Genomic DNA, 26770 nt, shown 5'->3' with positions numbered 1-26770 from the left:
GGCTGGGCTCAGCTCACACACGGCTCAGCCGGGCGGCGGCTGCGCTGTCCGTCTCCTGCGGGCGCCGCTCCGATTGCCGGGCGCCAGGCTCCTCATGCCCAGTTCGGCGAGCATGTTCGACTCGACCCCGATGCCCCAGCGTTCGGCGATCAGCCCGCCTGCCAGTCGCCAGACGACCACCCCCGTGAACTCCACGACCCTGCCGGTCGGAGGTATGCCGAGGAAATCGCCGAGATGAGTGCCCCGCCAGGTGTTGTGGATGACGACGTGGTCCGCATGGGCGCTCATGTCCTCGATGGTGACGTGCAGATCAGGGAATCCGCCCCGCAACCCGGCGATGGTGTACTTGACTCCGGGAAGGCCCTTCGGGGCTCCGGGCAACGGCTGGTGATCGACCACATCGGTGCGGTACACCTCGTCGACCACGGAGAAGTCGCCCCGGTTGACGAACTCGTCGAACACCCTGCGGATGACCGCCTTGTTACGCTCGTCGCCGCTCTCGATCGCCGCTGCGTCAGCGGGCACGGCAGCGTGTCCTTCGTCGTGCCGGGCCGGAGGGAAGTCCTCGGACCCGAGGGACGGTTCAGGCATGTCCGGGCCCCTGCCAGGTAAGAGTGAGTCCGGCGTAGAGATAGCGGCTGGCCTCGATGGCGAGCAGCAGGACCGTATGTCCCGGAAGCACCCGGCCGGCCGCGATCCCCGCGTCGAGGGCGAGTGGCACCGCGGCGGAGCCCGTGGCACCGGCATCCGCCAGATTCTCGACAATGATCTTCTGCAGCACGCTGTGATCGGCTACGCCGATCCCCGCGGTTTCGAACTCCCGGCTGAAATAGTCGGCGTTCCCCTCGGGCAGGACACAGGCGTCCACATCGTGCACCGTCAGACCGGAACGCCGCAGCACGTCCCTCAGGCCGGTGACGAACACCCGCGGGCCGAACTCCGCGGTGCCCCGGACATCCAGCCGGATCTCCATCAACCGCTCACGCGTCCGCTGTTCGCCCAGCGGGGCGTCCGTGCCGCCGCCGAAGACCTGCATGCCCGGCCGCCGTCCGCCACCGAGGCACTGGGTCGCGAAGGTGTGCCCGACTGGATCCTCGGCGGCCGACCCCTCCTCACCCCCACGCAGTACGACGGCTCCCGCTCCGTCCCCGAAGGTGTACGCGGTGAGCCGGTCACGCATCCGGACGCGGAACGGATCACGGCCGAGATAGACGGCGGCCAGCAGCGGCGAGATCGACTCGGCGCCGATGACGAGCGCCGTTCCGTAGGTCCCGTCGGCCAGCATGCGGCGGGCGTAGTCGAGCGCCTGCACCGCCCCCACGCAGCCGGCGCGCACATCGACGACGGCACACCGGTCGAGCCCCAGCCGTTCCTGGACGAAGGTGCCCGCCGCCGGGAGGGCGTGGTCAGGACTGGCCGTGGACATCACCAGGAGGTCGATGTCACCGGGCTCCAGGGCCGCGCGTGCGAGGGCGAGGCGGGCCGCCGCTGTCGCCATGTCGGTCGTGCTGGACCGGTGTTCACCGGTCTCCGGGTCGATGATCCAGTGCCTGTGCCGCACCCCGGTCCCGGCGAGTACGTCCTCCGGCAGCGGGCCGCACAGACGCTCCAGGGACGCGTTGTCGATGGGGTCGCCCGGCAGGTGGGCACCGGTGGCGAGGAAGGACACCTTGCGGAGGGCGGGCATGTGCTTGGGCATGGTCAGTTCTCCGTCGCTGGTCGGAACACGAGGCTGATGTGAGTGCCGCCGAGAGAGGAACTGTTGACGAGCACAGGTCCCGAGGTCCCGGTGCGCCGCCAGCCGGTGATGGCCAGCGCCGCCGCGAGTTGCGCTCCGGCGCCCACCGGCTCGCCGACCACGCGCTTGGGGGCGTGCACCGGGATGGGTGAGCCCCCGACCAGCCTGCCGATCGCCCGCGCCTCCGGACGGTCCACCGCCGCCAGCCCCGCCGCGTTGGCCCACACGGATTCCAGGTCGGCGGCCTCAAGACCGCTGTCCGCCAGAGCGTTGCGCATCGCGCGCTCGACCCCGGCCCCGTGCGCGTCCCAGCGCCCTATCCCGAGTGCGTCGGACGCCGTGCCGTGTCCCACGAATTCCGCGAGCGGCCGGGCGCCCCGGGCACGGGCGGCAGAAGCACGCTCAAGGAGCAGCGCGACGCCACCGTCAGCCAAGGTGTAGCGGCGCCCCGCGGCCCCGCGGAAGAGCGGGAGCGCACCGTAGAAACCGAGCACTGTGGCCGAGAGGTCGTCCACCGCCGGACAGAGCACCGCGTCGGCGCGGCCCGTGCGCAGCAGGTCGTGCGCCACGGAGAGGGCGGATGCGCCCGCCGCGTGCCCCGCCGTGAGCGTGGATGTGGGCCCTTTGGCACCGAGCAGCATGGCGACCTGGCCCGCAGCGGCGTTGAAGACGGTGTTGGGGAAGACGGCCGGGTTGGCCGCTGCGGAGCCCCCGGCGAGTACGGGCCCGCAGAACTCCTCCGTGCTGCGCATCGGCCCCAGTCCGGTGCCGAGCATCACGCCCACCCTGTCGTGGGTTTCGAGGCCCGCGTGCGCCAGCGCTTCGTGACAGGCGGCGACGGCGAGCAGGCCGAGCCTGTCCATCCGCCGGCGTTCGCGAGGCGGGACCCACCGGTCGGGGTCGAACTCGGCGGGGGCGGCCCACAGTCCATGGCGCGGACCACCGAGGCGCTCGCCCGCCCGGTAGCTGTCCCACAGCGCGTCCGGGTCCTGGCCGCCTGCCGTCACCACACCGATGCCGGTCACGACGACGTCCTCGCCCCCGTCTTCGGGCGAGGCGGACACCGCCGTGCCCGGCCGGGCCAAGGCGACGGTGGCGTTGGCCCCCGCGAAGGCGAAGTTGTTGGACAGGGCCACGTCCACCGGTTGTGGTCGCGCCTTCAACGGCACGCTGTCCAAGGCGCACTTGGGATCGATGCCGGTGAACCCGGCCGTGGGCGGCAGCGTCTGGTCCCGCAGCGCCAGGACGGTGACGACCGCCTCCACGGCGCCGGCAGCGCCGAGCAGGTGCCCGACCATCGACTTCGTACTGCTCAGCGGGGTCTTCTCAGCGGCCTCGCCGAGGGCGGCACGTACGGCGTTGCTCTCCGCCTCGTCGTTCTTCCGGGTGCCTGTTCCGTGGCCGTTGATGTAGCCGATGTCCTCGGCGGAGATGCCGGACGCACTCATCGCGCCCCGGATGGCCCGGGCCGCGCCCTCGCCCTCCGGGTGCGGCGCCGTGGCGTGATACCCGTCGGCCGAGAGTCCGTAGCCGAGCAGCCTCGCCAGCACCGGCGCTCCGCAACGCCGTGCGACGGATTCCTCCGCCAGCACCAGCATGCCGCTCCCCTCGCCCAGCGAGAGGCCGTCCCGGTCCCTGGAATACGGGGCGGCCGGGCGGCCGGACAGCGACTGGAGGCTGGCGAACCCGGCGAAGGCCGTCTCGGTGAACGCGTCGCTGCCTCCCACGAGCATCGCGTCGGCGCGTCCCCCGCGGATCGTCTCCAGCGCGTGCGCCAAGGCGTGCGCACCGGACGCGCACGCAGTGTTGACCGACAGGACAGGCCCCTTGATACCGAACGCCGCGCTCAATGCCTCCGCCAGGGCCTGCGGGGACACCAGCAAGGGCTGGAAGGGGTTCCCGGCCGCTCCCCCGGATTCGCGCGTCCGGCTCAGCTCGAGTTCCCCGCTGCGGGTACCGCCGTTGCAGCTGCCGAACGCGATCCCCCAGCGTTCCGGGGACACCCCGGTCAGCCCGCTCGCGGCGAGCGCCTCCTGTGCCGCGGTGAGCGCGAAGTCGAGGGCGGGGTCCCGCGCCCCACCGAGCCCTGACGCATAGTCGTGAGCCGGAACCGGCAGCTCCTGCACCGCTCCCCCTATCCTCGGGGTGGAGCCGTCCCCGGCGAAGGCTTCCAGGGGACGAATGGCCACCGTGCCATCCAGGCTGCCTTTCCACAGCGCCTCGGCACCGATGCCGTGCGCCGTCACCGCTCCCACGGCTGTGATGACCACGTGCCGGGTCTTTCGGGGCGTACCGTCCATCGCGTCGTCTCCTTCCACGCCTGGCCGTCCTGAGATGTGCGATACCGAAAGGTCTCCCCCGCCCCCCGCGGGGGACGGAGGCGCGGGCGCCGTCACCCGGCGCGCTTCAACGACAGGGCCGCCGCCTGCCCCTCCAGGCCACGGGCGAGGGCGAGGGCCGTGCGCGGCGCGCTGTCGCGCGGAGAGCCGGGGATCCAGTCCAGGTCGCACCCGGCGGCGGGGGTGTCGCAGTGCAGCGTGGCCGGCACCGTCCCGCAGTCGAGGGCGAGCGCCGCCACCGCCACGTTGAGGGCCCCCGCGCCGCCGAGCAGATGGCCGGTCTGGGGTTTGACGCTGCTGATCTGGGCGGCTCTTGCGCTCGGCCCCAGCGCGTCGTGCAGAGCCCGGGTCTCGCTCACGTCGCCCTGCGGCGTGGCGCAGCCGTGTGCGGCGATGTAGTCGGTCCCCGGCCCCCGCCCGGCGTCCGCCAGCGCGCGGGCGACGGCCCGGGACAAGCCACGGCCGTCAGGGTCGGGGCTCGGTGGCCTCGTGCAGTCGTTGCCGGTGCCGAAGCCGTCGATCTCCGCGTAACAGCGCGCGCCGCGCGCCAGCGCGTGTTCCCGTTCCTCCAGGACGAGCAGCGCCGCGCCTTCCCCGAACACGGAGCCGCTGTGCTCGCGGTCGAAGGGACGGAAGGCCCGCCCGCCCAGTTCGTCACGGCTGGTGAGGACGCCGAGCCCGTCCATCTTCGCCATCGTCCACCACGAGGTGGCGTCGTCGTATCCGCCGCAGAGCGCGATGTCCGCCTCTCCCCGTCGCACGGAGCGCATACCCCGCCCGAGTGCGACGGCTCCGGAGTCCGCGGTGCCCGCGAAGAACGCGTTGGCCCCGCGTATCCCGAACTTCTCCGAGATGTGGAAAGCGGCGGCGGGTTGCAGCCCTTCGACGTAGAACAGCGGAGCGATGATCGAGGAGGCATTCCGTCCGAGTTCCGCCAGGTCCACCGTTCCGTCGGCGCGGCGGACACGGCCGAGGTTGCCGATGAGCTCGTCCAGCTTCGGCACCTCCTTGTTGCCCCCGAGATACAGCCCGGTCCGCGGGCCGAGCCCGGCGCCGCCGCCCTGCTTCCCATGGAGACCGGCGTCCTCCAGGGCCAACACCGCACCTGCGACGGCGAGTTGATCGCCGCGGTTGAGCATGCGCAACGACCGGCGCGCCATGAATCGCTCCGGTTCGAATCCCTCGATCTCGGCGGCCAGGCGGGTGCGCAACGGCCGTGGATCGTAGGCCCGGATGGGACCGATGCCGCTGCGCCCCGCCAACAGCCCCTCCCAGGTGGCCTGTACGCCTTCCCCCAGGGCCGTGAGCAGCCCGATCCCGGTGACCACCACCCGACGCTCCAGACCACTCACAGCGCCTCCACGGGACGAAGCAGGAGCGCGCCTGCCGTGGCGACCGGCCGACCGCCGACCCGCGCGACCGCGGCGCACTCCGTGCCACCCTCGGCCAGGTCCGAAGCCTCGACGGTGATCTCGACCTGATCACCCGGACCGACCGAGTGCCGGAAGCGCATGTTGCGTACGGCCCGAAGGCGCAGCGGCCGCCCTGTGGAGGCCATGCCGACGGCAAGGGCAGCCATGTCTTCCAGCAGCAGGACGCCCGGCAGCACGGGGAGGCGTGGGAAGTGGGTGGCGAAATGCGGCAGTGTCGCCGGGATATTGCGCACGGCCGCGACCCGCCGACCGGCTTCGAAGTCCACGATCCGGTCGAAATCACCGGCGGTCAGGAGATCCGGCACGCCGACTGCGGTGGTTGTCATGAGTTCTCCTGGTAGGCGCCGATGACGAGGCTCGTGTTGCTCCCGCCGAAGGCGAAGGCGTTGGCGAGCACCGCGCCCACCGGCATGCGGCGCGCGGTGCGGGGCACGTAGTCGAGGTCGAGATGCCGGTCGGGTGTGTCGAGGTTCCTGGTGGGCGGGACGACCGAATTCCCGATCGCCCCCACTCCGGCCAGGACGTTCAGTGCGGCGCCTGCCGAGGTCAGATGACCGGTCATGGACTTGGGCGAGCTGACCACCAGCCGGTGGGCGTGGCCGCCGAACACCTCCTTGATCGCCACGGTCTCCGACAGGTCGTTGCCGTGGGTGCCGGTGCCGTGTGCCACCACGTAGTCGATATCCTCCGCGCCGAGGCCCGATTCGGCGATGGCGCCCTCCATCGCCTGGATCGCGCCCGACCCGTCGGGCGGGGAATCGGTGATGCGCCACGCGTTGAGAGTGCTCCCGTAGCCGAGGATCTCCGCCGTGATCCGAGCGCCGCGGTCACGGGCGGACTCCAGCTCTTCCAGGACGAAGACGACGGCGCCTTCTCCCACGACGAAGCCGGACCTGTTCGCGTCGAAGGGCCGTGAGGCCCTGTCGGGCTCGTGGTTGTGCCGTTCGGTCATGGCCCCGAGGAGGCTGAACCCGAGCACGTCGATCCAGCTCGTCAGGGAGTCGTAGCCTCCCGCGAGCATGAGCCGCGCGTCGCCTTCCTGGATGGCACGGAACGCCTCGCCGATCGCGTGGCCGGAGCCCGAGCACGCGGTGCTGACACCGATCATCGGGCCGGTGGCCGACATCAGCCGGGCCATGGTGCTCAAGGGGAGGTTCTGGTTGTCCCGCAGTACGGAGCGCGGGCTCTGCGGCAGGAAGGCGTCGGCACGCCCGCTCCCGGCCCGTATCCGGTGGGTCTCCACGAGGTACTGGAGGTCGGGCCGGCCGACACTCGCGCCCATGGCGACGCCGCGTTCGGACTCAGGGCAGGCTTCCTCGCCCACCCCGGCGCGACGCAGTGCCTCCGCTGCCGCGGCCATCCCGAACTGCCCCGCGCGGGACAGCCTCGCGACGCCGAGCCGCGCCGCCATCCCGGCCCCGGGGTCGAGATCGCGCACTTCACCGGCGATGCGTACGGGAAAGCCCGTGGGGTCGAACGTCGTCAGTGGCCCGATGCCGTTCCGGCCCTCGCACAGCCCCTGGAAGGTGGTTTCCGCGTCGTTACCGAGCGGGGTGACCGCGCCGGCCCCCGTGATGACCACGCGCTTCACGGGGCCAGCCCTCCGCCCAGCAGCAGGCCGCCCATGCGCGCGGTGTCGGCCGGGTCGTCGAGCCGTCCGGCCTCGACGAGCCCGCACATGATCCCACGCGCGCTGAATACGGTTTCGCCGTCCACTTCGACGCTGCCGTCGACAACGGCCGCCTCCGCGGTGAGCGAGACGATCTCCGCCGAGACACGCAGCACCTCGCCCGGAGCGGCGGCCCGGTGCTCGACGGCCTCCTCGACGGCGAGCAGCACCGCCCGCCGGTCGTGGTCGGTGCTGAGGAGGATGAGCCAGGTAGCCGCCTGGCACACGGACTCCAGCAGGAGCCCGAAGGGCATCACCCGGCGACCTTCCACCCGCTGCCAGTAATCCTCTCCGCGGGAGGTGACCTTGCGCGCGGTGATGCGTTCGTTCGGCTTCCAGGACTCGATCCGGTCGATCAGATGGAATCGCACAGTCCGCTCCTCTCCCCCTCAGGGGCGTCCGATACCGAGCTGGGAGGCGAGTCCGCCGTCCACCAGCACGAGTTCGCCCGTCATGTACTCCGCGCCCGGGCCCGCCAAGAAGGCCGCGACCGAGGCGACCTGCTCGCAGGTGCCGAAGGACCGCATCGGCACCTGCTGCCTGATACCTCGGCCGCCGTCCTTCGCCAGCACCTCCCCCACCAGTTCGGTGGGGACGATGCCCGCGAGCACGCCGTTGACCCGCACCCCGAAGCGGGCCAGCTCGACCGCGGCACTGCGGGTGAAGGCGTTGAGCGCCCCCTTGGAGGCGGAGTAGTTGGACTGGCCGATCCACCCTCTCTCCCCCATCACGGAGGAGATGTTGACGACGGCGCCCTGGTGCTGCGCCATGAAGTGCGGTGCGACGGCGTGGGTGCAGTGATAGGCGCCCCCGAAGTTGACCTTCATCACGTCCCACCAGGCGTCGGGGCCGACATCCCAGAGCAGTCCGTCCCGGGTGATGCCGGCGTTGTTGACGAGCACGTGCAAGCCGCCCAGGGCCGCGCGGGCCTGCTCGACGAGCTCGTGCGCCGCGGCCGGGTCCGCCACATCCGCGCCGAGTGCCACCGCCCGTCCGCCCGCCGCCTCGATGTCCTTCACCACGGAGAACGCTTCGTCGCTGTGTGAGCGGTAGTTGACGGCCACGGCCGCGCCTTCGCCCGCCAGCCGCAGCGCGATGGCGCGGCCGATCCCGCGCGACGCCCCCGTGACGAGAGCGGCGCGGTTCTGGAGCATCATGGCTCTCCCCGTTCAATCGTCGCTTCCGGAGAACGGCAGACCGGTCAGCGGCCTGCCGTCACGCCGCACGGGCTGCCGCCGCGCGCTCGGTCAGCAGGTCGACGAGGTTGCGTACGGTGAAGAGGGCCAGCACCCCGTCGGCGGTGAGCGGCTCCGCCAGCCGCGTGCGGTCGAACTGCGGCAGCACCTTCTCCAGGTGGCTCAGGCCGGTGTCGTTGACGACCTCGTTCTCGTCGCCGAACTCCTCGTCCGGAATGCCACCCTGGAGCAGGTCTCCGATGTCCGACACAGTGATCTTCACGCCGGAGGCCCGCGCGATGCGGAAGAGGATGTCGAGCAGGTCGATGGACTCCGCGCCGAGCTCGTCCAGCAGCGTGGCTTCGGCGGTCACGTCTTCTGCCTCAAGGCCCAGCGCTTCGGCGACCGCGTCCCGGACGACGGTCAGGTGGTCGAGAGCTGTCTCGGACATGATGGTGAACCTCTCTGTTGACGGGGGGGGGACATGGCCCTCTTGCCATGTCCGGGTTCCGGACGCCCAGGTCAGCCGCGCAGCAGACGGAGCAGCCCGGTGACGCGAGGCGCGTCGTTGGTGCTGCGCACCGTGGCATCCGGTACGGCGCGACGGGCGAATCCGCTGAGCACCCTGCCGGGGCCGACCTCGATGAAGGCGGCACAACCGGACGCCTCGGCGGCGCGCAGGACCTCGACCCACCGCACGGGGCCACTGAGCTGGCGGCGCAACAGCACCCTGCACTCCGCGGCCGTACGGACCGGGGCACCGGTCACGGAGCTGAGCACTGTCGTGCGGGGCTCCCCGAAGGGAACACACCACAAGGCGTCCTCGAACTCCTTCTCGATCTCACACATCAGCGAACAGTGGAACGGCGCGCCGACGTTCAACGTGACCACCCGCTCCGCACCGAATTCCCGGGCGAGTCGGACAGCTTCCTCCACCGCGGCGGGGTGGCCGGACACCACGGTCTGGGCCGGTTCGTTGTAGTTGGCCACCTGCACGACTCCGTGGCCCGATGCTCGGAGGCACGCCTCCTCCACCTGGGCCGAGGCCAGTCCCATGATCGCAGCCATGGACCCGGCGGTCTGGCCGCCGACCCGCGCCATCAGCTGGCCGCGCTCTCTCACCAGGCTCAACGCCGCCGTGGGTGTGAGCACTTCGGCGGCCACCAGGGCCGCGTACTCGCCGAGGCTGTGGCCGGCCAGAGCGGCCGGAGCGAAACCGCCCTCCGTGCGGAGAACTTCCAGGACGGCCAGGCTGACAGCGAGGACCGCGGGCTGGGTGATCTCGGTGCGCGCCAGGTCGGCGGCCGAGCCTTCGATGCACATGGCAGTGAGTGGCAGGCCCAGCGCGTCGTCCGCGAGACGCAGCATCCGCCCCGCGCTGTCCGGGAACCGGCGGACAAGGTGAGCGGCCATGGCCACCCGCTGTGAACCCTGTCCCGGAAACATCGCCAACACGTCAGCCGTGAACGTCGCCCTGTCCGCCACTGCGACTGTCTGCCGGAATTCCCTCTCCATCTCACTCCCTGCAACCAGATATCGGCTTCCACTTCCCTGGGTACATCACCCATACTCCGGCAGGGAGTTGAAAACCTTCTTGAATCCGGCTTGAGAAGATCTGGCAGCTAATACCGGCCGGCCGTTCTTGCGCAAACAGCAGAAACAGTCGTGCCGGAGTGCGTGAACACTCCGGCACGACCGCTGGCACGATTCACTCTGCACGGGCTACGGAAAGGCTGAGCCAAGGTACTGCTCAGGCAGCTTGCCATTCACAGGCGGAAAGGCTTCGCGCGTAGGCACGTTGCAAGTAATGGAGTCGATAGTGGATGTGCCCCGCGACGTCGCGACCCGCCACGTGCAGGAGATGCGCGTCGACCAGTTCCTCCAACGCTTCCTCCGCTTCCCGCCGGGTCAGCCCCGCCGGCCCCCGCCAGTCCTGCGGCACGGCCTTGGACCGTGCTTCGCTCTCACACCCCAGAGCCCGGAAAGCGCGGGAGGCGATCGGGCTGAGCCGTTCGTACGAGAGGGCCATGCTGGCCCTCATGTCGAACGAGCCGTACGACAGCACGTCGAGACAGCGCTTCTCGTCGGCCACGCGTTCAAGGTGCCACTGCAACGTGTAGTGCGGCCTGGCGTCCACCCGGCTCGCCACAGCGCACAGCGCCAACGGGACGCCACCGCACAATCGCACCAGGCGGTCAGCGGCGGCCGTCTCCGCCGCCACCCGGTGTTTCCCCACGAGCCGGGCGAGCAGTCGCACCCCGTCTCCCGGTCCCAGCCCAGCCAGATTCCGCATCAGCGCCCCACCGCGCTTGGCGAAGGGTGCCCTGGTGGTGACGATCACTCCGCAGGCCGGACTGTTCGGCAACAGCGCCATGAGCTGGCTGTCGTCCGCCGCGTCGTCCAGCACCAGCAGGACTCTCCGCCCGGCCAGCCGAGCGCGGTAGAGCTGGGTCAGCTCGTCGATATCACCCGGGCATCCGTTGCCGTCCACACCTGTCGCGCGCAGCAGTTTGGCCAGCGCGGCAAAGGGCGAGAGTGGGCGGTCACCAGTACCCCGCAGGTCGAGGTAGATGCGGCCGTCGGGGTAGTGCGCACCGAAACGGTGTGCGGCGTGAACCGCCAATGCCGACTTGCCGACGCCTGGACCGCCGCGGACGATCGCCACTGCGGGGCGGCACTTCTCCCCCTTGGTCAGAGCCTCGTGGATCCAGTCCATGTCGGCTTCTCTGCCGACGAAGTCCGCGTGACCTGTGGGAAGCAGGTCGGGGAGACGGACCTGTGAGGGTGTCGCCCCGTGGTCCTCCGCCGGCCTCGCGGAACTGCCGTGGCGGCCGGGGGACGGAGCTACGGTCTTCGGAGCTGCGCGAACGACAGTCCTGGCCCCTGTCCCGGGCAGTGGGTCCCCGGCGAGCATGAGCTCGTACAGTCGTTGCAGTCCGGGGCCCGGTTCGGTTCCGAGCTCATCGGCGATGACACGGCGAGCGTGTTCGTACTGGATGAGCGCCTCCGACCGCCGGCCCGAGAGGTAGAGCGCCCGCGTCAGCCCCTCGTGCAGCGGTTCGACCATGGGCGCCTCGAGAAGTTCCTGTCGCAGGGCACCGATCACATCCGCGGAACCGCCCGCCTCCATATGCGCGTCGGCCCACTCGGCCAGCGCCTCGTGCTTCAGCGTCCGGAGGGCACCACGGAGGTTGTGCGCCCACTCGTTGTTCACCCCGGCCAGTGGCTCGCCGCCCCACAGAGCCAGCGCTTCGGTCAGCCACGCGCGACGCTGGGGAACACTCGCGTCGGCGGCCCGTGCCTGAGCCAGCAGACGGCGGAACCGGTGCAGATCGACACGGTCGCTGTCGATGTCCATCAGGTATCCGGCGGGCTCGCGGCGGAGCAGCAACCTCTCCGGTACCCCCTCCGTCGCCCGGGTGAGCGTTCGCCGCAGCCGGGCGATGTAGGTGTAGACGACACTGCGTGCACCGGCCGGTGGAGAGTCGCCCCATACCCGGTCGATGAGTGAATCCATGGACGCGGTCAGCGGTGACTGGACGAGCAGTGTGGCGAGCACGGCCCGTTGCCGGGCAGGGCCGACGTCGATCCTCGCGCCCTCCACCCGTAGTTCAACCGCCCCCAGCAGACGAAATTCGATCACGGTCCCCCCCAACCTCAGAGCTGGTCCATGCGCGCACTGGGCATCGAAGAGTGCATGAGAAAGACGACTGTGCCGGGAATCAATGCCTCACAAATCGACGCAGGCGGGAGCGGTGGGCGCGGCCGACCTTCGGTCGAACAGCTCCGTGGACGCTCTCTCAGCTCGCCACTATGGACAGTTCAAGCGTTGGCGAAGCTAACACGGACGCAATCTCGAATGCTAGCCATACGCAGAAGTTGTAGCTCGAAATCGAGTTTTTCTGCCGAATAGTGAGTGACCACTAATTAAGGCGGCTTTACGGCGCCTCGACTTCCGGTCGATTCTGCATACAAGAGCGTCCGGCTTCGAATCGGAGCCGGCTCGGTACGCACTTATGGCCCGGTCGGCATCAGCGGCGAACCCGCATATGCGAATCGCTGATGACACTCACCGGGCGACCAATCGCTTCGTCAGTTCCCCTTCGGGGACTGTTTTTTGAGGAGAGCCACCACACCGGGTCGCAACCCCTCCCAGTACCGGGTCTCGGGCGCCACATCAAGCGCGAGGAGCACATTGATGTACATGCCCACGGCGAAGAACTGACTGACCTCCGCGTCCGTCGCGCCGGTCCTCGTCTGCACGTCGGCCCACAGCTCCACCCACCGGCGCCGTACCAGCTCGGCGATGTCGGGCTCGACGGCGGCCGACGTCATGTAGGACTGGAGCTGGAACAGCAACAGGCTCTGGTTCAGAACGAGATGCTGATACGCGGCGCCCATGGCATCCAGCGCCGAACCGCCCTCGAGTCCCTCGGCCGCCTCCTGGAAGGCCGCGCCGAGCCTGTCGAAGCACAGCTGGACGCAGGCCATGAACAACGCCTTCTTCCCCGGGAACAGCCGGAACACATAGGGCTGCGAGATCCCGGCCCGCAGGGCGATGCGCTCGGTCGTCGTGGCGTGATAGCCGCCCAGGGCGAACTCTTCCATCGCCTCACGCACAATCCGGCGCCGTCGCTCCTCCGCGCTCAAGCGAGCCCCACGCGCGGGCCTTTCCTCGGGTAAGGGCGCGTCCTTGCTCATGCCTGGGAGTCGATCGGGCGCAGGAGCTGCTCCACGAGGAGTTCCAGCCGCTCATCCCGATGACTGGGGCGCAGCCGTCCGCTGCGGTTGAGCACGACCAGGCCGTGCAGCGCCCCCCATACGACCTCGGCAACCGTCTCCAGCGCGCGCCCGTTCGCGATGCAACTCACCGATCGACTCAGTTCGTCGAACGCCTCGACCAGCGTGGGCGGCGAGTCGGACTGGCCGAACACCAGGTCTATGGGGGTGATGAACATCGCCTCGTAAAGCATCGGGTTCGCCTCGGCGAAACCCACGTACGTCCGCGCGACCGCCCTCAGCGCCTCCGGCGGCGAGGTAGCCTCCAGCCGAGCCGCACGCATGCTCTGCGCCAGTTCCCCGAACCCCTCCAGGGCGACGGTCCTGACGATGTCGACCTTGTCCTTGAAGTGCTTGTACAGAACCGGCTGGCTGTACTCGATGCGTTCGGCGAGGCGCCTGGTCGTGACGGCCGCCCACCCTTCCGATTCGGCGAGCTCACGCGCGGCGGAAATGATCTGGTTACGGCGCTGAGCCAGCTCACGCGCCCGGCGCTCTTGCACAGACATGACACCGATCCTATCTGCGCTACCGATGCTGTCAACACTAGCGAAGGCTCGTTATCAACGCTAGATTCCATAACACAGCTATCCGTTCCATCTCTCGGGAGGATCCGTGCAGGCCGACCACGGCAAGCTCGCAGCAGGCTTCGTGAACATGGTCAACAGGCGCAACGCAGACGCGCTGGATGAACTGTTGATCAGTGACTACATCGACCACAATCCGCTGATAGGCAACGGCCGTGAGGCCAACCGGGCTTTCTGGGCCGACTTCTTCACAGCGTTCCCCGACATCACCGTCACCGCTGAGGACGTCATCGTCTCCGGTGACCGACTCGTGGGTCGCTTCTCCTACTGCGGCACGCATCGCGGCCCCTTCGTCGGCGTCCCGGCCACCGGTCGCGAGGTGCGCATGCGCACCATCGACATCTGGCGCGTCGAGGGCGGCCGACTCGCCGAACACTGGGACGAGATCAACCTCTACGAGCTTCTGCAGCAGGTCGGCGTCGTTCCGCCGATGACGAACGACGGGCGGCGGCCATGATGGCCGTCGCCTTCCAGGCGCCGGCGGTGCTCGCCGTCCTTTCCAACGCCGTCGTCTACGGCACAGATGTCTTTTCCGCGTTGGTGCAGAGGCCCGCTCTGGCTCAGGTCGACGACCGCACTCTCACCGAGGTGATGGGGCAAGTGCACCGCTACGGCGACAAGCGGCTGCCCATACCCGGAACCGTGGGGCTGATTGCCGCGATCGCCGGCACAGTCGTCGCCGCCGCGCAGGGGGAGACGGCCTCCGCAGTGGCCGGTGGCGTGGCCTGCGCCGCCCTGCTCGCGTGGCTCGGTTTCTTCAACAAGGTGACCGCCCCCGTCAACCGTGCAATGACTCAGGCCACCGACACGGGCAGCACACCGACCGACATCCGTGCGCTGCAGCGGAGGTCCGACGGTGTGCTGGGCCTGCTCGTGTGCTGTCAGGGGCTGGCCCTCGTGGCGCTCTGCGTGATGATCGCCGCGCCTTGAACGGGCCGCCTCCTTCCAGGCGTGGCAAGGCACGAACTCTCGGTGACACGCCGTCCGGGCAGTCGTGCTCGTGCGGCGGTCGACGTACGGAACAGGAGCCGATGACGATGCAACTGCGCGAGCTCGGCAGCCAGGGCCTGGCAGTCTCCGAACAGGGCCTCGGCTGTATGGGCATGACTTTCGCTTACGGCCCGACAGATGACGAGGAGTCGCTGCGGACCATCCACCGCGCCCTCGACCTCGGCGTCACCCTTCTCGACACCGCGGACATGTACGGGCCGTTCAGCAACGAACTGCTCGTGGGCCGCGCGGTGGCCGGACGGCGCGACACGGTGACCCTGGCCTCCAAAGTGGGAGCCGAGATCATCGACGGCAACGGCGTACCCGCCATGACCGGCGGGGTCAACGGCACCCCCGCGTACATCCGGGCGGGCATCGAGGGGACCCTCCGACGGCTGGGCACGGATCACCTCGACCTCTATTACCTGCACCGTGTCGACCCACGGATTCCGATCGAGGAATCCTGGGGCGCGATGGCCGAGCTGGTACACGAGGGCAAAGTGCGCTTCCTCGGCATCTCCGAGGCGTCGGCCGCGACCATCGGCCGCGCCCACGCGGTCCACCCGGTGACCGCCGTACAGAGCGAGTATTCCCTCTTCACCCGGGACGTCGAGGTGAATGGCGTGCTGGAGACCACGGACAGGCTCGGCATCGGCTTCGTCGCCTACAGCCCGCTCGGCAGAGGCTTCCTGTCGGGGCGGATACGCGGCGTGGACGACATCCCGCAGGCCGACTTCCGGCGCGTCGCGCCCCGTTTCCAGCGGACGAACCTGGAGACGAATCTCCGGACCGTCGAAAAGCTGAGCGCCCTGGCCGAGGGCCGTGGCGTCTCCCCGGCACAGCTCGCGCTCGCCTGGGTGCTCGCGCGGGACCCGCGGCTGGTGGCCATTCCCGGCACCAAGCGCCGCAGCTATCTGGAGGAGAACCTGGCCGCCTCCGACTCGCCCCTCACGGATGAGGAAGTGGCCCGTGTATCCCGGCTCGCGCCGGTGGGAATCGCTGCCGGCGACCGCTATCCGGCCGACGCCATGGCCTACCTCGACGGCTGACGCCGCAAGGTCTCGTCCGCAAGGTCTCGTCAAGAAACATACAACCCGGCCCTGCCAGGCTGCCGTTCCGACGGCGGACACCGCCTGTCCGCGCCGCCCGGAGGAGAGAGCAGATGTCCCACGGAACCATCCGTCGCGTACTCGTCGCCGGTGGCGGCATCGGGGGCCTGGCCACGGCACTCGCCCTGCAGCGCAAGGGATTCGAGGCCGTCGTCCTGGAGCGCTCCGAGCAGCTCAGGGACGGTGGCGCCGGCCTCCACATCTGGACCAACGGGGTACTCGCCCTGGACGGTCTGGGGCTGGCCGACGAGGTACTGAGGACGGCGCCGGCCCAGTCCGTCTGCCACTTCAGCACCTGGCGCGGCGGCAGCCTCGGGGCCTGGCCCGTGGGCGACTTCACCGTCCGGTACGGTCGGCCCACCATCGCCGTCGAGCGTTCGGTCCTGCACGGCATTCTGCTGAACGCCTTACAGGGCGACGCCGTACGCCTCGGTGCGCACGTATCCGGATTCACGCAGGACCGGGCGGGCGTGACGGTGCGGCTGGCCGACGGCAGTACGGAGCGCGGAGACATCCTCGTCGGCGCCGACGGCATGCACTCCCGGGTGAGGAGCGGCCTGCTGGGGGACGAGGCGCCCCGGTACACGGGCTACATCGCCTGGCGCGGCAGGGCCCGCACCGAACACCCGCTCGTCCCCCCCGGCTCCTTCAACGCGCTCTTCGGACGCGGCACCCGGTTCACCTACTACGACGTGGCCCCCGGCACCGTGCACTGGATGAGCGTCGCCAACGGCCCGGCCGGCGGCCGGGACACGCCGGGCACCGTGAAGCCGGAGCTCATCGCCCGGCACCGCGGCTGGACGGCTCCGGTACAGGATCTGATCGGTGCGACCTCCGAAGCGGAGATCATCCGCAGTGACGTACAGGGCCGGCGGCCGGACCGGCGCTGGGGCGAGGGGCGCGTCACCTTGCTCGGCGATGCCGCGCACCCCATCACGTTCAACATCGGCCAGGGCGCCTGCCAGGCGCTGGAGGACGCTCTCGTGCTCGCCGAACGACTGGCAACAGCCGACGGCCGCCCCGAAGCGGCCCTGCGCGCTTATGAGAAGGAACGCCGGGGGCGCACCGCTCCCATGCAGCGTGTCGCCTGGTGGATCGGCCGCATGGGAGCCGTCGAGAACCCGGTCGCCGTCCGGGCCCGCGAGGCGTTCATGCGCGCCTTCTGGAACACCCGCGCCTTCCCGGCCGCCGAGAAGGGCCAGGTCGCCTATGGCACCCGCTGGAGGAGTCCCCACACAGCCGGGTCCGTCATCCCGCCCGGCTGAGCCCGCACCACACCACCCGAACGATCCGAGGAGAGCTGAAGATGACCGATCTCGTCCAGGACGACTATTTCTTCGCCGCCTATGCCGACCAATGGTGGTGCACCGACTCGAAGATGAATCCGCTGCGGTCCTTCAACCCCGAGCGCTTCGCCTACTTCGACAGGTACGTGGAGGGCGGCTGGGAGGGCAAGCGGGTCCTCGACGTCGGCTGTGGAGGCGGATACACCGCCGAGTTTCTCGCTCAGCGCGGTGCCGTCATGAGCGGCCTCGACCCGTCCGGCAAGCTGATCGCCGTGGCGGACAGGCACGCCCGTCAAACCGGGAAGGACATCGACTACCGCATAGGCGTTTCGGAGCGACTCCCCTTCGCTGACGCCGAGTTCGACATCGTCACCTGTGTGGACGTCCTGGAGCACGTGGAGAGCCCGGCCCAGGCCGTGAGCGAGGTCCGTCGCGTACTGAAGCCCGGCGGCCTCTTCCTCTTCGACACCATCAACCGCACCTTGCGCTCCCGGCTCATGATGATCTGGCTGCCGGAGCGCATCCTGGGAATCGTCCCCCGGGGCGCCCACGACTGGTCCGATTTCGTCAAGCCCGCCGAGATGCTCGGCTACCTGCGTGAGGCCGGGCTCACGCCGGTCGGCCGACTGGCCGGGATCGCCATCCGCGGACAGCGCAAGGACGGCAGCCTCAAGCTGAAGTCCACCGAGGACTTGTCCTCCCTGTATCTGGGAGTCGCCCGTCGGCCGGATGGACGCTGACGGCGGTCGAGGAAGCGCACCGAACACCGCACAGCCGAGGGCCTGTCAGCATCCCTGACAGGCCCTCTACCGTACCCACTGTCCGCATCAGATGATGTTAACCGCCGAGTCGGTCTGCGCCGCGCCCTCTCCGGACAGGTCACCCTGGGGCCGGAGCACCTCCGGCGCCGGGTGCTTCCGGGCGAAGCACATCGCGATGCCGCCGAGTGCGAGGACTCCCGTACCGACCCACAGGGCGGGCACGAGCCCGTCGACGAACTGCTGCGGAGAGGCGTACGAGCCCTGGCCGGCGAAGATCGCCGCCAGTACGGCGATACCGAGCGCGCCACCCACCTCGCGGAGCGCGTTGTTGGCACCGGACGCCACGCCCTGTTCGACTGTCCGTACCGACTGCATGAGCACGTTGGCGACCGGCGCGTAGAAGAGCGACATGCCCGTGCCGGAGAGGAGCATCGGCGTCAGCTGGGCGAGATAGGAGACGTCCGGCTCCGCGACCACCGCCCACCACCCGAGCCCGATCGCCTGCAGGAAGAGGCCGAGGACGATCAGCGGCCGGCCACCGACCCGGTCGGAGAGGATTCCCGCGATCGGGGCGACGATGATCGGGGTGCCGGTCCAGGGGAGCAGGCGCACGCCCGCCTCGACCGGGCTGTACCCCTGAACCGTCTGGAGGAACTGCGTCAGTAGGAAGATCGCGCCGAACATGCCCAACGCCATCAGCAGACTCGTCAGGTTGACGGCACTGAACGTGCGGTTCCTGAACATCCGCATGGGGAGCATGGGTTGGTCGACCCGCATCTCCCACCCCACGAAGGCAGCCAGGAGCACCCCGCCCGCGACGAGGCCGGCGATGATCAACGGGCTCGACCAGCCGTCGGCGTTGCCGCGGATGAGGCCGAAGACGATGCCGAGGAACCCAAGGCTGACGATGACCGTGCCGACGACGTCGAGGCGGTTGTCCGGGCCGTGGCTCTCGGACACCTTCCAGCGCGCGAGCGGAATCAGCAGCACACCGATCGGGACGTTCAGCCAGAAGATCCAGTGCCAGGAGATGTGCTGGACGAGCACACCGCCGATCAGCGGGCCGCTCGCGATCGCCAGGCCGTTGATCGCGCCCCAGGCCCCGAGGACCGCGCCCCGGTACTTGGGGCCGACGGCTGCCATCAGCAGAGTCAGGGTGAGCGGCATGAGCAGCGCGGCCCCGACGCCTTGAGCCGCCCGGAAGGCGACCAGTTCATCGATCCCCGGGGACAGCGCGGCCGCGGCCGACGCGGCCGTGAACAGGGCGAGGCCGCCGATGAACATCCTGCGCCTGCCGAACCGGTCGCCCGTCGCGGCGCCCAGCATCAGCAGCACGGCGAAGGTCAGGGTGTAGGCGCTCACCGTCCATTCGAGCTTGTCGATACCTCCTCCCAGGTCCTTGGAGATGGCCGGTAACGCCATCATCACAACGAGGTTGTCGAGCATGGCCATGAAGCCGGCCAGGCCGGTCACGATGAACACCCACGTCGGGAACCCGGTCCCGGCGTCGTGTCGGTGGTGGGAAGTGTCACCGGTCATGAGGGGTCGTCTCCGATTCAGTCGCGCCTACACGGGTGTGAGTAAGCGACCAATAACTGGCTGACCTGCGCGTCGGGACAGCTGAGGCGCCCCCTCGGCAGCATCCGAACAGACCTGGAAGTCAAGGACGTTAGCGGCGACAGCTAGCGTGTCAGCGCTAGACAGCCTACACCTGTCAACGCTACGATCGATAGCACCGATTCTGGCCGCAAGGTCACACAGGACGCCGTCGAACCGACGCCGTCGATCCCCGGAGTGAGCACGGAAAGACGAGTGCGGAGAATGGCAGAGATTACGGTTGTCGGCGGCGGGATCGCCGGGTTGACGGCAGCGATAGCCTGCGCCGGAAGAGGCGTGCGCACCACCGTTTACGAATCCCATTCCACACTGGGCGGCCGCGCCAGATCGACCTCGCCCCCCTACGTGGCGAACGATGGAACGCATACTTTCTATTGCAACGGCGAACCCTGGCAGTGGCTGACCAAGTGGGGCCTTGTGGGCTCATTCTCTCGGCTGAGCGCACGTGAGGCGATGGGCATGAGATTCCGGCGCGGGGGCAAGCTCCGGATGACGGTCCCCGTCGGATATCTGAGAATGATTCGCAGAGGACAGCGCCACACTCCCCCGGTCGACCGTTCCTTCCGTGACTGGGGCACCGAGAAATTCGGCGAACAGGCGGTGAACGACTCGGTCGGATTCCTCGGCCCCGTTCTCTACGATGCGGACCCGGGGCGGCTGTCCGCCTCCTTCGTCTTCGAAAGGCTGCTTCGCGTCGGCACCCCTCGCTTCCCCCTGCCCACTCGCTATGTCACCGGCGGCTGGGCCGGCGCCATCGAGCACATGACACGCCGGGCGAAAGAGCTGGGTGTGAGGATCGAGGCCGGTTCACGCGTGACGGAACTGCCCCGGCGGGGGCCGGTCATCATCGCCACCTCCCTGGAGGCCGCTCGCGCTCTGCTCGGCGACAGCAGCCTGCGCTGGGAGAGCGGCGCATCGGCTCTGCTGGACCTCGCGATGACGCACTCGAAGCGGGACCGCTGCGACGTGTTCGACATGGACGACGGCGGGTTCATCGGGCACTACAGCGATCACGACGCGTCACTCGCCCCGGCAGGGGAGTCGCTGTTCCAAGGCCAGATGCCGATGCGCCGAGGCGAGTCGAAAGCGGACTGTCTGGCCAGGCTCGAGGGCCTCTACGACCTCACCACGCCCGACTGGCGCGGTCGCGTCACCTGGCGGCGCGACTACGTCTCGCGTGGCCGCACAGGCGCCCTCGACCTACCGGGCACGACCTGGCGGGACCGGCCGGCGATCGATCGGGGCGGCGACGTGTTCCTCGCGGGCGACAGCGTCGCCGCCCCGGGCATACTCGCCGAAGTGTCGCTGAACAGCGGCCGGACAGCGGCCCGTCTTGCTGTCGAGCGGCTCTCCGCGAGCCGCGTGTGACACAGCCTGGACACGAGCACAGTCGCTCACCGCTGCGGAGCCGGCGAGCAGCCCCCGCCTCGCGGCGAAACGCGACCCGGCCCCGACGCCCGCCGGCGTCGGGGCCGGGTCGCGGAGCTCAGCGCACGGCGACAGCCACGGCCAGCGCCGCGAGCAAGTAACCCTGCAAGGCGACGCGCAGGTTGATCACCCGGTCCCAGCCGCGCTGCAACGAACGGGCGTCCTCGGGCTGCCGGTCCTCGAGAACGGCTTCGACGAACGCGCGGTTGATAGGTGCGCTGATCTTCGCGTAGACGACCAGCCAGACGAATGCCGCCACTGCCGCGGTACCCGCCAGAATCGCCGAGGCATAGGAGCCGGCCAGCGCCGTCGTCACGATTCCGAGAAGTATCGCGATGACGCTGACAACTCCGGTGATGGGCATGCGCCGATCACCGTAGAGGTGGACATAACCCATCGCGCGCGCCAGCGTGACGTCATCGGCGCGCGCCATGGCGGAGCGCTGGACAATCGCACAGAATGCATCGGTGCCGTAGACGATCGCATTCGACATGATGGCGATCAACAAGAATATTAAACCGGCGGTTTCCATTGCTCTTCCTCACCCTCGTACGACGGGCCCACGAAATCATACAGTGCTTGCCCAGGAATCCTGGGCGCAAATCCTTTTCAGCCGAAAACACCGTTGCGGGCCGCGGAATGCGCGGCCCGCAACGGCGGGGCGTCAAGCCTGACGGAACGGGACCGGTCAGGCGAAGGAGAGGGGCGCCGCACCCACACCGCGGCCGAGGTCGCTCGTCAGTACGGCGGCAATACCGACCTGGTTGATGGAGGCGTCAACCGGCCCGGTCTCCCGGCCGGTTGCCATGTCGTGGCCCACGAAGCTCTTCTTGACGGTGAACGCCGTGGTGAAAGTGCCGTCCTGACCGACCGTCACCTGAAGCTGCGTCGCCTGGTTGCACGCGACCCGCTTGGCGAAGTCCAGGTCGCACTCGGCGACGCCCAACTGGCTCCCGGGCGTGTATCCGGTGCCGGACACAGTGATCGTCTGGCCGTCCACGAGCCCGGAGGACGGGGTCGCGGTGATGGCGGCGGCGGCCGCCGTCGCCGGGTTCGCGACGAGCAGGGTCGCCCCGATGGCAGCGGCGACGAGAGCCCCCACGCGCATCGGCTTCCGTGACGTGAGCGTCATGCCTACCTTCTTCCTTTTGACTGTCAGAGGGTGACTGGAAGCCTAGGAACGGAAGGTGGGCGGGATTCTTGAAGATACCTTGAACGGTGGACGACCGGGCTCGGGCGCCTGCTTGCTTGAACAGTGACCACGCCGCGGCGCCCTCAGGCGAGCCCGCTCATCCCTCTCCGCCGCTCCCTTCCCGCTCGGGAGCCGGTGTCCGCAGCATCGCGTCCAGGACGTCCGACCAGTGGGCCACCACGCGTTCGCGGCGCGCGCTGTCGTCCGTCAGGAGGTTGGCCAGGCCCATGCCGCGGGCCATGTCGAGCACGCCCTGCACCGTCTCCCGTACGCCCTCGCGGCTCTCGTCCGCGCCCAGGAGTTCCACGGTCATCCGGTGCACTTCCCGGCCCACCCGTGTCTCCAGGTCCGTCACGCGGGCGCGGAGCGGCTCCTCGTTCGCGGCGACGACCCAGAGCTGGAGGGCCGCGCTGAAGAGGGGGCCGGTGAAGACGCCGACGAGTTCGCGGACGACCGCGTGGGTGCGGGCCGGGCCGGAGATCAGGCCGGCCGGGGTGAGGGCGGCGCGCAGGGCGGCCGAGCGCTGTTCGGCGACGTACTCGACGGCCGCCGTGAACAGGTCCTCCCGCGTACGGAAATGATGCTGCGCGGCGCCCCGCGACACCCCGGCCCGCTCGGCGACCACGGAGACCGTCGAACCGGCCCAGCCGTACTCCGCGAGGCACTCCACGGCCGCCTCCAGCAGCCGCTGCCGGGTGACGCGGCTGCGGTCCTGCTTGGGCGCGCTCACCGGACCCATGCGGGATCCCTCCGCTCCAGGAACGCCGTCATGCCCTCGCGTGCCTCCTCCGAGGCGAACAGCCGGGCGGACCGCCCGGCCAGCGCGTCCGTGTCGCGGTCGAGGACGCGCCGCACCTCAGCCGTCACCAGCCGCTTGGACTCGGCGAGCCCCTGCGGTGAGCCGCGCCGCAGCCCGTCCAGCACCGGCGCGAGCACCTCGTCCATCTCGCCGGCCAGCGTCACCAGCCCGGTGCGGGCGGCCTCCGCCGCGCCGAAGCGCTCGCCGGTCAGGAAGTAGCGCGCGGCCGCGCGGGCGTCCAGCCGCGGCAGCAGCACCATGGAGATCACCGCGGGCGCCAGCCCCAGCCGGGCCTCCGTGAAGGCGAACGAGGACCGCTCCCCCGCCACGGAGATGTCACAGGCCCCCAACAGCCCCAGCCCGCCGGCCCGGACGTGCCCGTCGACGACGGCGACGACGGGCTTGGGCAGCTCCACGACCGCGCGCATCAGCCGGACGAGCCCCAGCGGAGCCGACGCGTCCGAGCCCGCCTCGCTCAGGTCGGCACCGGCGCAGAACGTGTTGCCGGTGTGCGTCAGGACGACGGCCCGGACACCGGAATCCTCCGCCGCCCCGGCGAGGGCGTCGTGCAGCTCGCCGACGAGCCGTGCGGACAGGGCGTTGCGATTGCGCGGGGAATCGAGCGTCAGGGTGGCTATCCCCTGCTCATGGGAACGGCGGACGAGCATCGGGCAACTCGATTCTGGTCAGTAGGACTTGGGGAGTCCCAGCGTTCGGTGCGACACGTAATTGAGGATCATCTCCCGGCTGATCGGCGCGACCCGCGCCACCCGGGACGCCGTGATCAGCTGGGCGAGCCCGTACTCGGTGGAGAGGCCGTTGCCGCCGAGGGTGTGCACGGCCCGGTCGACGGCGCGCACGGCGGCGTCGGCGGCCGCGAACTTCGCCATGTTCGCGGCCTCCCCCGCGTCGGCGTCGTCACCGGAATCGTAGAGATGAGCGGCCTTCCGCATCATGAGCCGGGCGAGTTCGATCTCGATGTGCGACTGCGCGAGGGGGTGCGCGATGGCCTGGTGGGCGCCTATGGGCTCTTTCCACACCTGGCGCGTACGGGCGTATTCCACGGCCCGGCCCAAGGCATAGCGAGCCATGCCGATGGCGAACGCGGCGGTCATGACGCGCTCGGGATTGAGTCCGGCGAAGAGCTGGAGCAGACCGGCGTCCTCGTCGCCCACCAGGGCGTCGCCCGGCAACCGGACGCCGTCCATGACCAGCTCGAACTGCGCTTCCGGTGAGGCGAGTTCCATGGGGATCCGCCGGAACGAGAATCCCGGTGTTTCCCTCCCGACGATGAAGAGGCAGGGCTTGAGCCTGCCGGTCCGCGCGTCCTCCGTGCGCCCGACGATCAGTGTGGCGTCGGCGGCGTCGACTCCCGAGATGAAGACCTTGCGCCCGTTGAGCACCCACCCGTCGCCGTCCCGGCGGGCGGTCGTGGTGATGCGGTGCGTATTGGAACCGGCCTCGGGCTCGGTGATGCCGAAGGCCATGCGGAGCGCGCCGGAGGCCAGGCCGGGCAGCCATTTCCGCTTCTGTCCCTCCGTGCCGAAGCGGGCGATCACGGTGCCGCAGATCGCGGGCGAGACGACCATCAGCAGAAGCGGGCTTCCTGCGGCCCCCAATTCCTCCAGGACGATGGCGAGTTCGGATATGCCACCTCCGCCGCCGCCGTACTCGACGGGCAGGTTCACCCCCAGATATCCGAGCTGACCGGCCTCCGCCCACAGCTCGTCGGTGTGCTTCCCCTCACGTACGGCCCGGGCGACGTATTCACGTCCGTAGCGGTGGCCGAGCGCGGCGACGGCGGCGCGGAGATCGGCGTGTTCCGTGCTCTCGACAAGGGTCATGGCGTCGGCTCCTCGGTGACGACGGCGAGCAGGGCACCGACCTCGACCTGGCGGCCGGGGACGGCGTGCAGGACAGCGAGTGTGCCGTCGGCGGGCGAGACGACACGGTGTTCCATTTTCATGGCCTCGATCCACACCAAAGGCTGGCCGGCGCGCACGGCTTCCCCGACGGCGAGACCTTCGGCGAGCCGCACGACGACACCGGGCATGGGCGCGAGAAGGGATCCGGGCGCGATCTGCGTGCGGGGCTCGGGAAAGCGCGGCAGGGCGACGAACGCGTGCGGGCCCACGTGCACGCGGTCGCCGTAGACGGCCACCTCGTAGGCGCGGCGAATGCCGCCGGTCTCCAGCACGACTTCCGTGGCGTGCGCGCTCAGCAGCCGGACGTGCGGGAATTCCTCGGCCACCAGCCCCTCTCGCCCGAGCCGGTAGCGGATCTCGATCTCTTCCCCGCCGGGCTCGGTGCGATAGCGCTTGGCCTGCGGCCGGGACGGAAGATTGCGCCACCCGCCCACGTGGCGGGGCACCGGGGGAATCTCCGCCGTCCGCCGCGCGGCGGCGTCGGCGAGCGCGGCGACCAGGGCGGCGACGCGTACGGCTTCGCCGTCCCCGGGCTCCGTGAGTTCGGGGAGATACCGGTCGAGGAATCCGGTGTCCATCTGCCCGGCGACGAACTCCGGGTGCCTCAGCGCGCGTACGAGCAATTCCCGGTTGGTCACGAGCCCGTGGATCCGGGCGCGCTCCAGTTCACGGGCGAGCCGCCGCACGGCCTCGGCCCGGGTGGGGGCCCAGGTGATGACCTTGGCGAGCAGGGGGTCGTAATGCGCGCTGACGGAGTCGCCGTCCTCGACGCCGGAGTCGACGCGGAGAATTCCGCGGGCCGTGGAAAGGCCACCGGCCGTGGTGGTGACGCCCGTGGAAAAGCCACCGCCCGTGGAAGAGGCGACGCCCGTGGAGAAGGCACCGGCCCCCACCGACAGGTGCCGCACCACCCCGGTCTGCGGCAGCCAGCCGTTCGCCGGATCCTCCGCGTAGAGCCGCGCGGAGACCGCGTGCCCGTTCACCGCCGGCGGCTCGCCCAGCGCCATTCCCTCCGCCACCCGGAATTGCAGGGCGACCAGATCCACGCCGTACACGCACTCGGTGACCGGGTGCTCCACCTGGAGGCGGGTGTTCATCTCCAGGAAGTACGGCCGCCCGTCCCGGCCCACCAGGAATTCGACGGTGCCCGCGCCCACATATCCGACGGCCCGTGCGGCTTTGACGGCGGCCTCCGCGAGAGCGGAGCGCAACTCCTCGGGGAGGAACGGCGCCGGGGCCTCCTCGATCACCTTCTGGTGCCGCCGCTGGAGCGAGCAGTCGCGGGTGCCCAGCGTCCACACGGAGCCGTGCGCGTCCGCGAGCACCTGCACCTCGACGTGCCGCCCGCCCTCCACATACGGCTCGACGAACACCTCGGCGTCGCCGAACGCGGACAGCGCCTCGGCACGGGCCGAGGACAGCGCGCCCTCGAACGCGCCGAGCTCGCGCACCACGCGCATTCCGCGCCCGCCACCACCGGCGGCGGCCTTCACGAGCACCGGCAGACCGGCTTCGGTGATATCGGCGGGGTCGAGGGCCGCGAGCAGGGGCACCCCGGCGGCGGCCATCAATTCCTTCGCCCGGGTCTTCGACGCCATGGCCTCGATCGCGGACGGCGACGGGCCGATCCACACCAGCCCGGCCTCGGCGACCGCGCGGGCGAATTCCGCGCTCTCGGAGAGGAATCCATATCCGGGGTGCACGGCGTCCGCCCCGGCGGCGAGCGCGGCTTTCACCACGAGATCCCCGCGCAGATAGGTGCCGGAGGCGGCCGCCCCCGGCAGCCGGACGGACGCGTCCGCCTCCCTCACGTGCCGCGCGGACGCGTCGGCGTCCGAATGAACCGCGACGGTCGTCATGCCGAGTTCACGGCAGGTGCGGAAGATCCGGCAGGCTATCTCGCCCCGATTGGCGACCAGCACGGAATGAATCGTCACGAGAGC

26 protein-coding genes are annotated in these 26770 nt (G+C 69.9%); 6 read left to right on the top strand and 20 right to left on the bottom strand.

Annotation, left to right across the window (positions count from 1 at the left end):
- Positions 1-24: 24 nt before the first annotated feature.
- The 13 genes from ACZ4A5_RS22785 to ACZ4A5_RS22725 form a co-directional block, all read right to left on the bottom strand.
- Positions 25-525, bottom strand: coding sequence for an ester cyclase (locus ACZ4A5_RS22785; RefSeq protein ID WP_467587045.1), 501 nt, complete (start codon positions 523-525; stop codon positions 25-27).
- Positions 526-583: 58 nt separating this feature from the next.
- On the bottom strand, positions 584-1699 hold the full coding sequence (locus ACZ4A5_RS22780; RefSeq protein ID WP_467587040.1) for a 3-oxoacyl-ACP synthase III family protein: 1116 nt from the start codon (positions 1697-1699) through the stop codon (positions 584-586).
- Between the two features lie 2 nt (positions 1700-1701).
- Complete coding sequence (locus tag ACZ4A5_RS22775) at positions 1702-4038, bottom strand: beta-ketoacyl synthase N-terminal-like domain-containing protein (protein ID WP_467587032.1); 2337 nt, start codon at positions 4036-4038, stop codon at positions 1702-1704.
- A 92-nt stretch (positions 4039-4130) separates the two neighbouring features.
- Positions 4131-5429, bottom strand: a complete 1299-nt coding sequence (locus ACZ4A5_RS22770; RefSeq protein WP_467587028.1) for a beta-ketoacyl-[acyl-carrier-protein] synthase family protein — start codon at positions 5427-5429, stop codon at positions 4131-4133.
- The gene (locus tag ACZ4A5_RS22765; RefSeq protein WP_467587025.1) at positions 5426-5836 is read right to left on the bottom strand and encodes an ApeI family dehydratase; all 411 of its coding nucleotides are present in this window, start codon (positions 5834-5836) and stop codon (positions 5426-5428) included. The genes ACZ4A5_RS22770 and ACZ4A5_RS22765 overlap by 4 nt, the downstream gene beginning before the upstream one ends.
- Entirely contained in the window at positions 5833-7101 is a 1269-nt protein-coding gene (locus tag ACZ4A5_RS22760) for a beta-ketoacyl-[acyl-carrier-protein] synthase family protein (RefSeq protein WP_467587021.1), read from the bottom strand. Before ACZ4A5_RS22760 ends, ACZ4A5_RS22765 begins: the two co-directional genes overlap by 4 nt.
- Positions 7098-7550, bottom strand: coding sequence for a hotdog family protein (locus ACZ4A5_RS22755; RefSeq protein WP_467587017.1), 453 nt, complete (start codon positions 7548-7550; stop codon positions 7098-7100). Before ACZ4A5_RS22755 ends, ACZ4A5_RS22760 begins: the two co-directional genes overlap by 4 nt.
- A gap of 18 nt (positions 7551-7568) precedes the next feature.
- Positions 7569-8336, bottom strand: coding sequence for an SDR family NAD(P)-dependent oxidoreductase (locus ACZ4A5_RS22750; RefSeq protein WP_467587014.1), 768 nt, complete (start codon positions 8334-8336; stop codon positions 7569-7571).
- Positions 8337-8394: 58 nt separating this feature from the next.
- The gene (locus tag ACZ4A5_RS22745) at positions 8395-8805 is read right to left on the bottom strand and encodes an acyl carrier protein (protein WP_467587011.1); all 411 of its coding nucleotides are present in this window, start codon (positions 8803-8805) and stop codon (positions 8395-8397) included.
- 71 nt (positions 8806-8876) lie between these two features.
- Complete coding sequence (fabD, locus tag ACZ4A5_RS22740) at positions 8877-9800, bottom strand: ACP S-malonyltransferase (protein WP_467587007.1); 924 nt, start codon at positions 9798-9800, stop codon at positions 8877-8879.
- Between the two features lie 304 nt (positions 9801-10104).
- Positions 10105-11997, bottom strand: coding sequence for an AfsR/SARP family transcriptional regulator (locus ACZ4A5_RS22735; RefSeq protein WP_467587003.1), 1893 nt, complete (start codon positions 11995-11997; stop codon positions 10105-10107).
- 449 nt (positions 11998-12446) lie between these two features.
- Positions 12447-13055 carry a TetR/AcrR family transcriptional regulator gene (locus tag ACZ4A5_RS22730; RefSeq protein ID WP_467587000.1) on the bottom strand — a complete coding sequence of 203 codons (609 nt, stop codon included), beginning with the start codon at positions 13053-13055 and terminating at the stop codon, positions 12447-12449.
- Positions 13052-13642 (bottom strand): TetR/AcrR family transcriptional regulator, encoded by a 591-nt coding sequence (locus tag ACZ4A5_RS22725; protein ID WP_467586997.1) that lies wholly within the window; start codon positions 13640-13642, stop codon positions 13052-13054. Before ACZ4A5_RS22725 ends, ACZ4A5_RS22730 begins: the two co-directional genes overlap by 4 nt.
- A gap of 106 nt (positions 13643-13748) precedes the next feature.
- Here ACZ4A5_RS22725 and ACZ4A5_RS22720 point away from each other — a divergent pair, with 106 nt between their 5' ends.
- The 5 genes from ACZ4A5_RS22720 (at position 13749) to ubiG (ending at position 17845) form a co-directional block, all read left to right on the top strand.
- Positions 13749-14177 carry an ester cyclase gene (locus ACZ4A5_RS22720; protein WP_467586992.1) on the top strand — a complete coding sequence of 143 codons (429 nt, stop codon included), beginning with the start codon at positions 13749-13751 and terminating at the stop codon, positions 14175-14177.
- Positions 14174-14650 carry a DUF1772 domain-containing protein gene (locus tag ACZ4A5_RS22715; protein WP_467586987.1) on the top strand — a complete coding sequence of 159 codons (477 nt, stop codon included), beginning with the start codon at positions 14174-14176 and terminating at the stop codon, positions 14648-14650. The genes ACZ4A5_RS22720 and ACZ4A5_RS22715 overlap by 4 nt, the downstream gene beginning before the upstream one ends.
- Before the next feature lie 107 nt (positions 14651-14757).
- Positions 14758-15759, top strand: a complete 1002-nt coding sequence (locus ACZ4A5_RS22710) for an aldo/keto reductase (RefSeq protein ID WP_467587173.1) — start codon at positions 14758-14760, stop codon at positions 15757-15759.
- Positions 15760-15872: 113 nt separating this feature from the next.
- Positions 15873-17084, top strand: a complete 1212-nt coding sequence (locus ACZ4A5_RS22705; RefSeq protein ID WP_467586984.1) for an FAD-dependent oxidoreductase — start codon at positions 15873-15875, stop codon at positions 17082-17084.
- A 41-nt stretch (positions 17085-17125) separates the two neighbouring features.
- A complete protein-coding gene (ubiG, locus tag ACZ4A5_RS22700; protein WP_467586981.1) occupies positions 17126-17845 on the top strand; it encodes a bifunctional 2-polyprenyl-6-hydroxyphenol methylase/3-demethylubiquinol 3-O-methyltransferase UbiG in 720 nt (239 codons plus the stop codon).
- Between the two features lie 87 nt (positions 17846-17932).
- On the opposite strand, the gene ACZ4A5_RS22695 is transcribed toward ubiG, so the two are convergent.
- On the bottom strand, positions 17933-19405 hold the full coding sequence (locus ACZ4A5_RS22695) for a DHA2 family efflux MFS transporter permease subunit (protein ID WP_467586977.1): 1473 nt from the start codon (positions 19403-19405) through the stop codon (positions 17933-17935).
- A 282-nt stretch (positions 19406-19687) separates the two neighbouring features.
- Between ACZ4A5_RS22695 and ACZ4A5_RS22690 the strand changes: the two genes are divergently transcribed.
- Complete coding sequence (locus ACZ4A5_RS22690) at positions 19688-20851, top strand: FAD-dependent oxidoreductase (protein ID WP_467586973.1); 1164 nt, start codon at positions 19688-19690, stop codon at positions 20849-20851.
- A gap of 118 nt (positions 20852-20969) precedes the next feature.
- Here ACZ4A5_RS22690 and ACZ4A5_RS22685 read toward each other — a convergent pair whose 3' ends face one another.
- The 6 genes from ACZ4A5_RS22685 to ACZ4A5_RS22660 all read right to left on the bottom strand — a co-directional run bounded on the left by ACZ4A5_RS22685 (position 20970) and on the right by ACZ4A5_RS22660 (position 26764).
- Positions 20970-21443 (bottom strand): DUF1772 domain-containing protein, encoded by a 474-nt coding sequence (locus ACZ4A5_RS22685; RefSeq protein WP_467586970.1) that lies wholly within the window; start codon positions 21441-21443, stop codon positions 20970-20972.
- 156 nt (positions 21444-21599) lie between these two features.
- A complete protein-coding gene (locus tag ACZ4A5_RS22680) occupies positions 21600-22043 on the bottom strand; it encodes an enediyne antibiotic chromoprotein (protein ID WP_467586967.1) in 444 nt (147 codons plus the stop codon).
- 157 nt (positions 22044-22200) lie between these two features.
- A complete protein-coding gene (locus ACZ4A5_RS22675; RefSeq protein WP_467586963.1) occupies positions 22201-22842 on the bottom strand; it encodes a TetR/AcrR family transcriptional regulator in 642 nt (213 codons plus the stop codon).
- Positions 22830-23570 carry an enoyl-CoA hydratase family protein gene (locus tag ACZ4A5_RS22670; protein ID WP_467586959.1) on the bottom strand — a complete coding sequence of 247 codons (741 nt, stop codon included), beginning with the start codon at positions 23568-23570 and terminating at the stop codon, positions 22830-22832. The genes ACZ4A5_RS22675 and ACZ4A5_RS22670 overlap by 13 nt, the downstream gene beginning before the upstream one ends.
- Positions 23571-23588: 18 nt before the next feature.
- Positions 23589-24746 (bottom strand): acyl-CoA dehydrogenase family protein, encoded by a 1158-nt coding sequence (locus ACZ4A5_RS22665; protein ID WP_467586956.1) that lies wholly within the window; start codon positions 24744-24746, stop codon positions 23589-23591.
- Positions 24743-26764: an acetyl/propionyl/methylcrotonyl-CoA carboxylase subunit alpha gene (locus ACZ4A5_RS22660; protein WP_467586953.1), complete on the bottom strand. Its 2022-nt coding sequence runs from the start codon at positions 26762-26764 to the stop codon at positions 24743-24745. Before ACZ4A5_RS22660 ends, ACZ4A5_RS22665 begins: the two co-directional genes overlap by 4 nt.
- Between the last annotated feature and the right edge of the window lie 6 nt (positions 26765-26770).

The organism is Streptomyces sp. NPDC025618 (genome assembly GCF_055558795.1).
Note: the sequence above shows the minus strand (reverse complement) of the source record. Positions and strands in the feature narration are given on the sequence as shown.

Coding starts and splice junctions, on each gene's coding strand:
- ACZ4A5_RS22710 (WP_467587173.1), top strand. CDS start 14,758: ATGCAACTGCGCGAGCTCGGCAGCCAGGGCCTGGCAGTCTCCGAACAG.
- ACZ4A5_RS22680 (WP_467586967.1), bottom strand. CDS start 22,043: ATGACGCTCACGTCACGGAAGCCGATGCGCGTGGGGGCTCTCGTCGCC.
- ACZ4A5_RS22715 (WP_467586987.1), top strand. CDS start 14,174: ATGATGGCCGTCGCCTTCCAGGCGCCGGCGGTGCTCGCCGTCCTTTCC.
- ACZ4A5_RS22745 (WP_467587011.1), bottom strand. CDS start 8,805: ATGTCCGAGACAGCTCTCGACCACCTGACCGTCGTCCGGGACGCGGTC.
- ACZ4A5_RS22675 (WP_467586963.1), bottom strand. CDS start 22,842: ATGGGTCCGGTGAGCGCGCCCAAGCAGGACCGCAGCCGCGTCACCCGG.
- ACZ4A5_RS22695 (WP_467586977.1), bottom strand. CDS start 19,405: ATGACCGGTGACACTTCCCACCACCGACACGACGCCGGGACCGGGTTC.
- ACZ4A5_RS22685 (WP_467586970.1), bottom strand. CDS start 21,443: ATGGAAACCGCCGGTTTAATATTCTTGTTGATCGCCATCATGTCGAAT.
- ACZ4A5_RS22690 (WP_467586973.1), top strand. CDS start 19,688: ATGGCAGAGATTACGGTTGTCGGCGGCGGGATCGCCGGGTTGACGGCA.
- ACZ4A5_RS22705 (WP_467586984.1), top strand. CDS start 15,873: ATGTCCCACGGAACCATCCGTCGCGTACTCGTCGCCGGTGGCGGCATC.
- ACZ4A5_RS22775 (WP_467587032.1), bottom strand. CDS start 4,038: ATGGACGGTACGCCCCGAAAGACCCGGCACGTGGTCATCACAGCCGTG.
- ACZ4A5_RS22665 (WP_467586956.1), bottom strand. CDS start 24,746: ATGACCCTTGTCGAGAGCACGGAACACGCCGATCTCCGCGCCGCCGTC.
- ACZ4A5_RS22780 (WP_467587040.1), bottom strand. CDS start 1,699: ATGCCCAAGCACATGCCCGCCCTCCGCAAGGTGTCCTTCCTCGCCACC.
- ACZ4A5_RS22750 (WP_467587014.1), bottom strand. CDS start 8,336: ATGATGCTCCAGAACCGCGCCGCTCTCGTCACGGGGGCGTCGCGCGGG.
- ACZ4A5_RS22765 (WP_467587025.1), bottom strand. CDS start 5,836: ATGACAACCACCGCAGTCGGCGTGCCGGATCTCCTGACCGCCGGTGAT.
- ACZ4A5_RS22730 (WP_467587000.1), bottom strand. CDS start 13,055: ATGAGCAAGGACGCGCCCTTACCCGAGGAAAGGCCCGCGCGTGGGGCT.
- fabD (WP_467587007.1), bottom strand. CDS start 9,800: ATGTTTCCGGGACAGGGTTCACAGCGGGTGGCCATGGCCGCTCACCTT.
- ubiG (WP_467586981.1), top strand. CDS start 17,126: ATGACCGATCTCGTCCAGGACGACTATTTCTTCGCCGCCTATGCCGAC.
- ACZ4A5_RS22725 (WP_467586997.1), bottom strand. CDS start 13,642: ATGTCTGTGCAAGAGCGCCGGGCGCGTGAGCTGGCTCAGCGCCGTAAC.
- ACZ4A5_RS22670 (WP_467586959.1), bottom strand. CDS start 23,570: ATGCTCGTCCGCCGTTCCCATGAGCAGGGGATAGCCACCCTGACGCTC.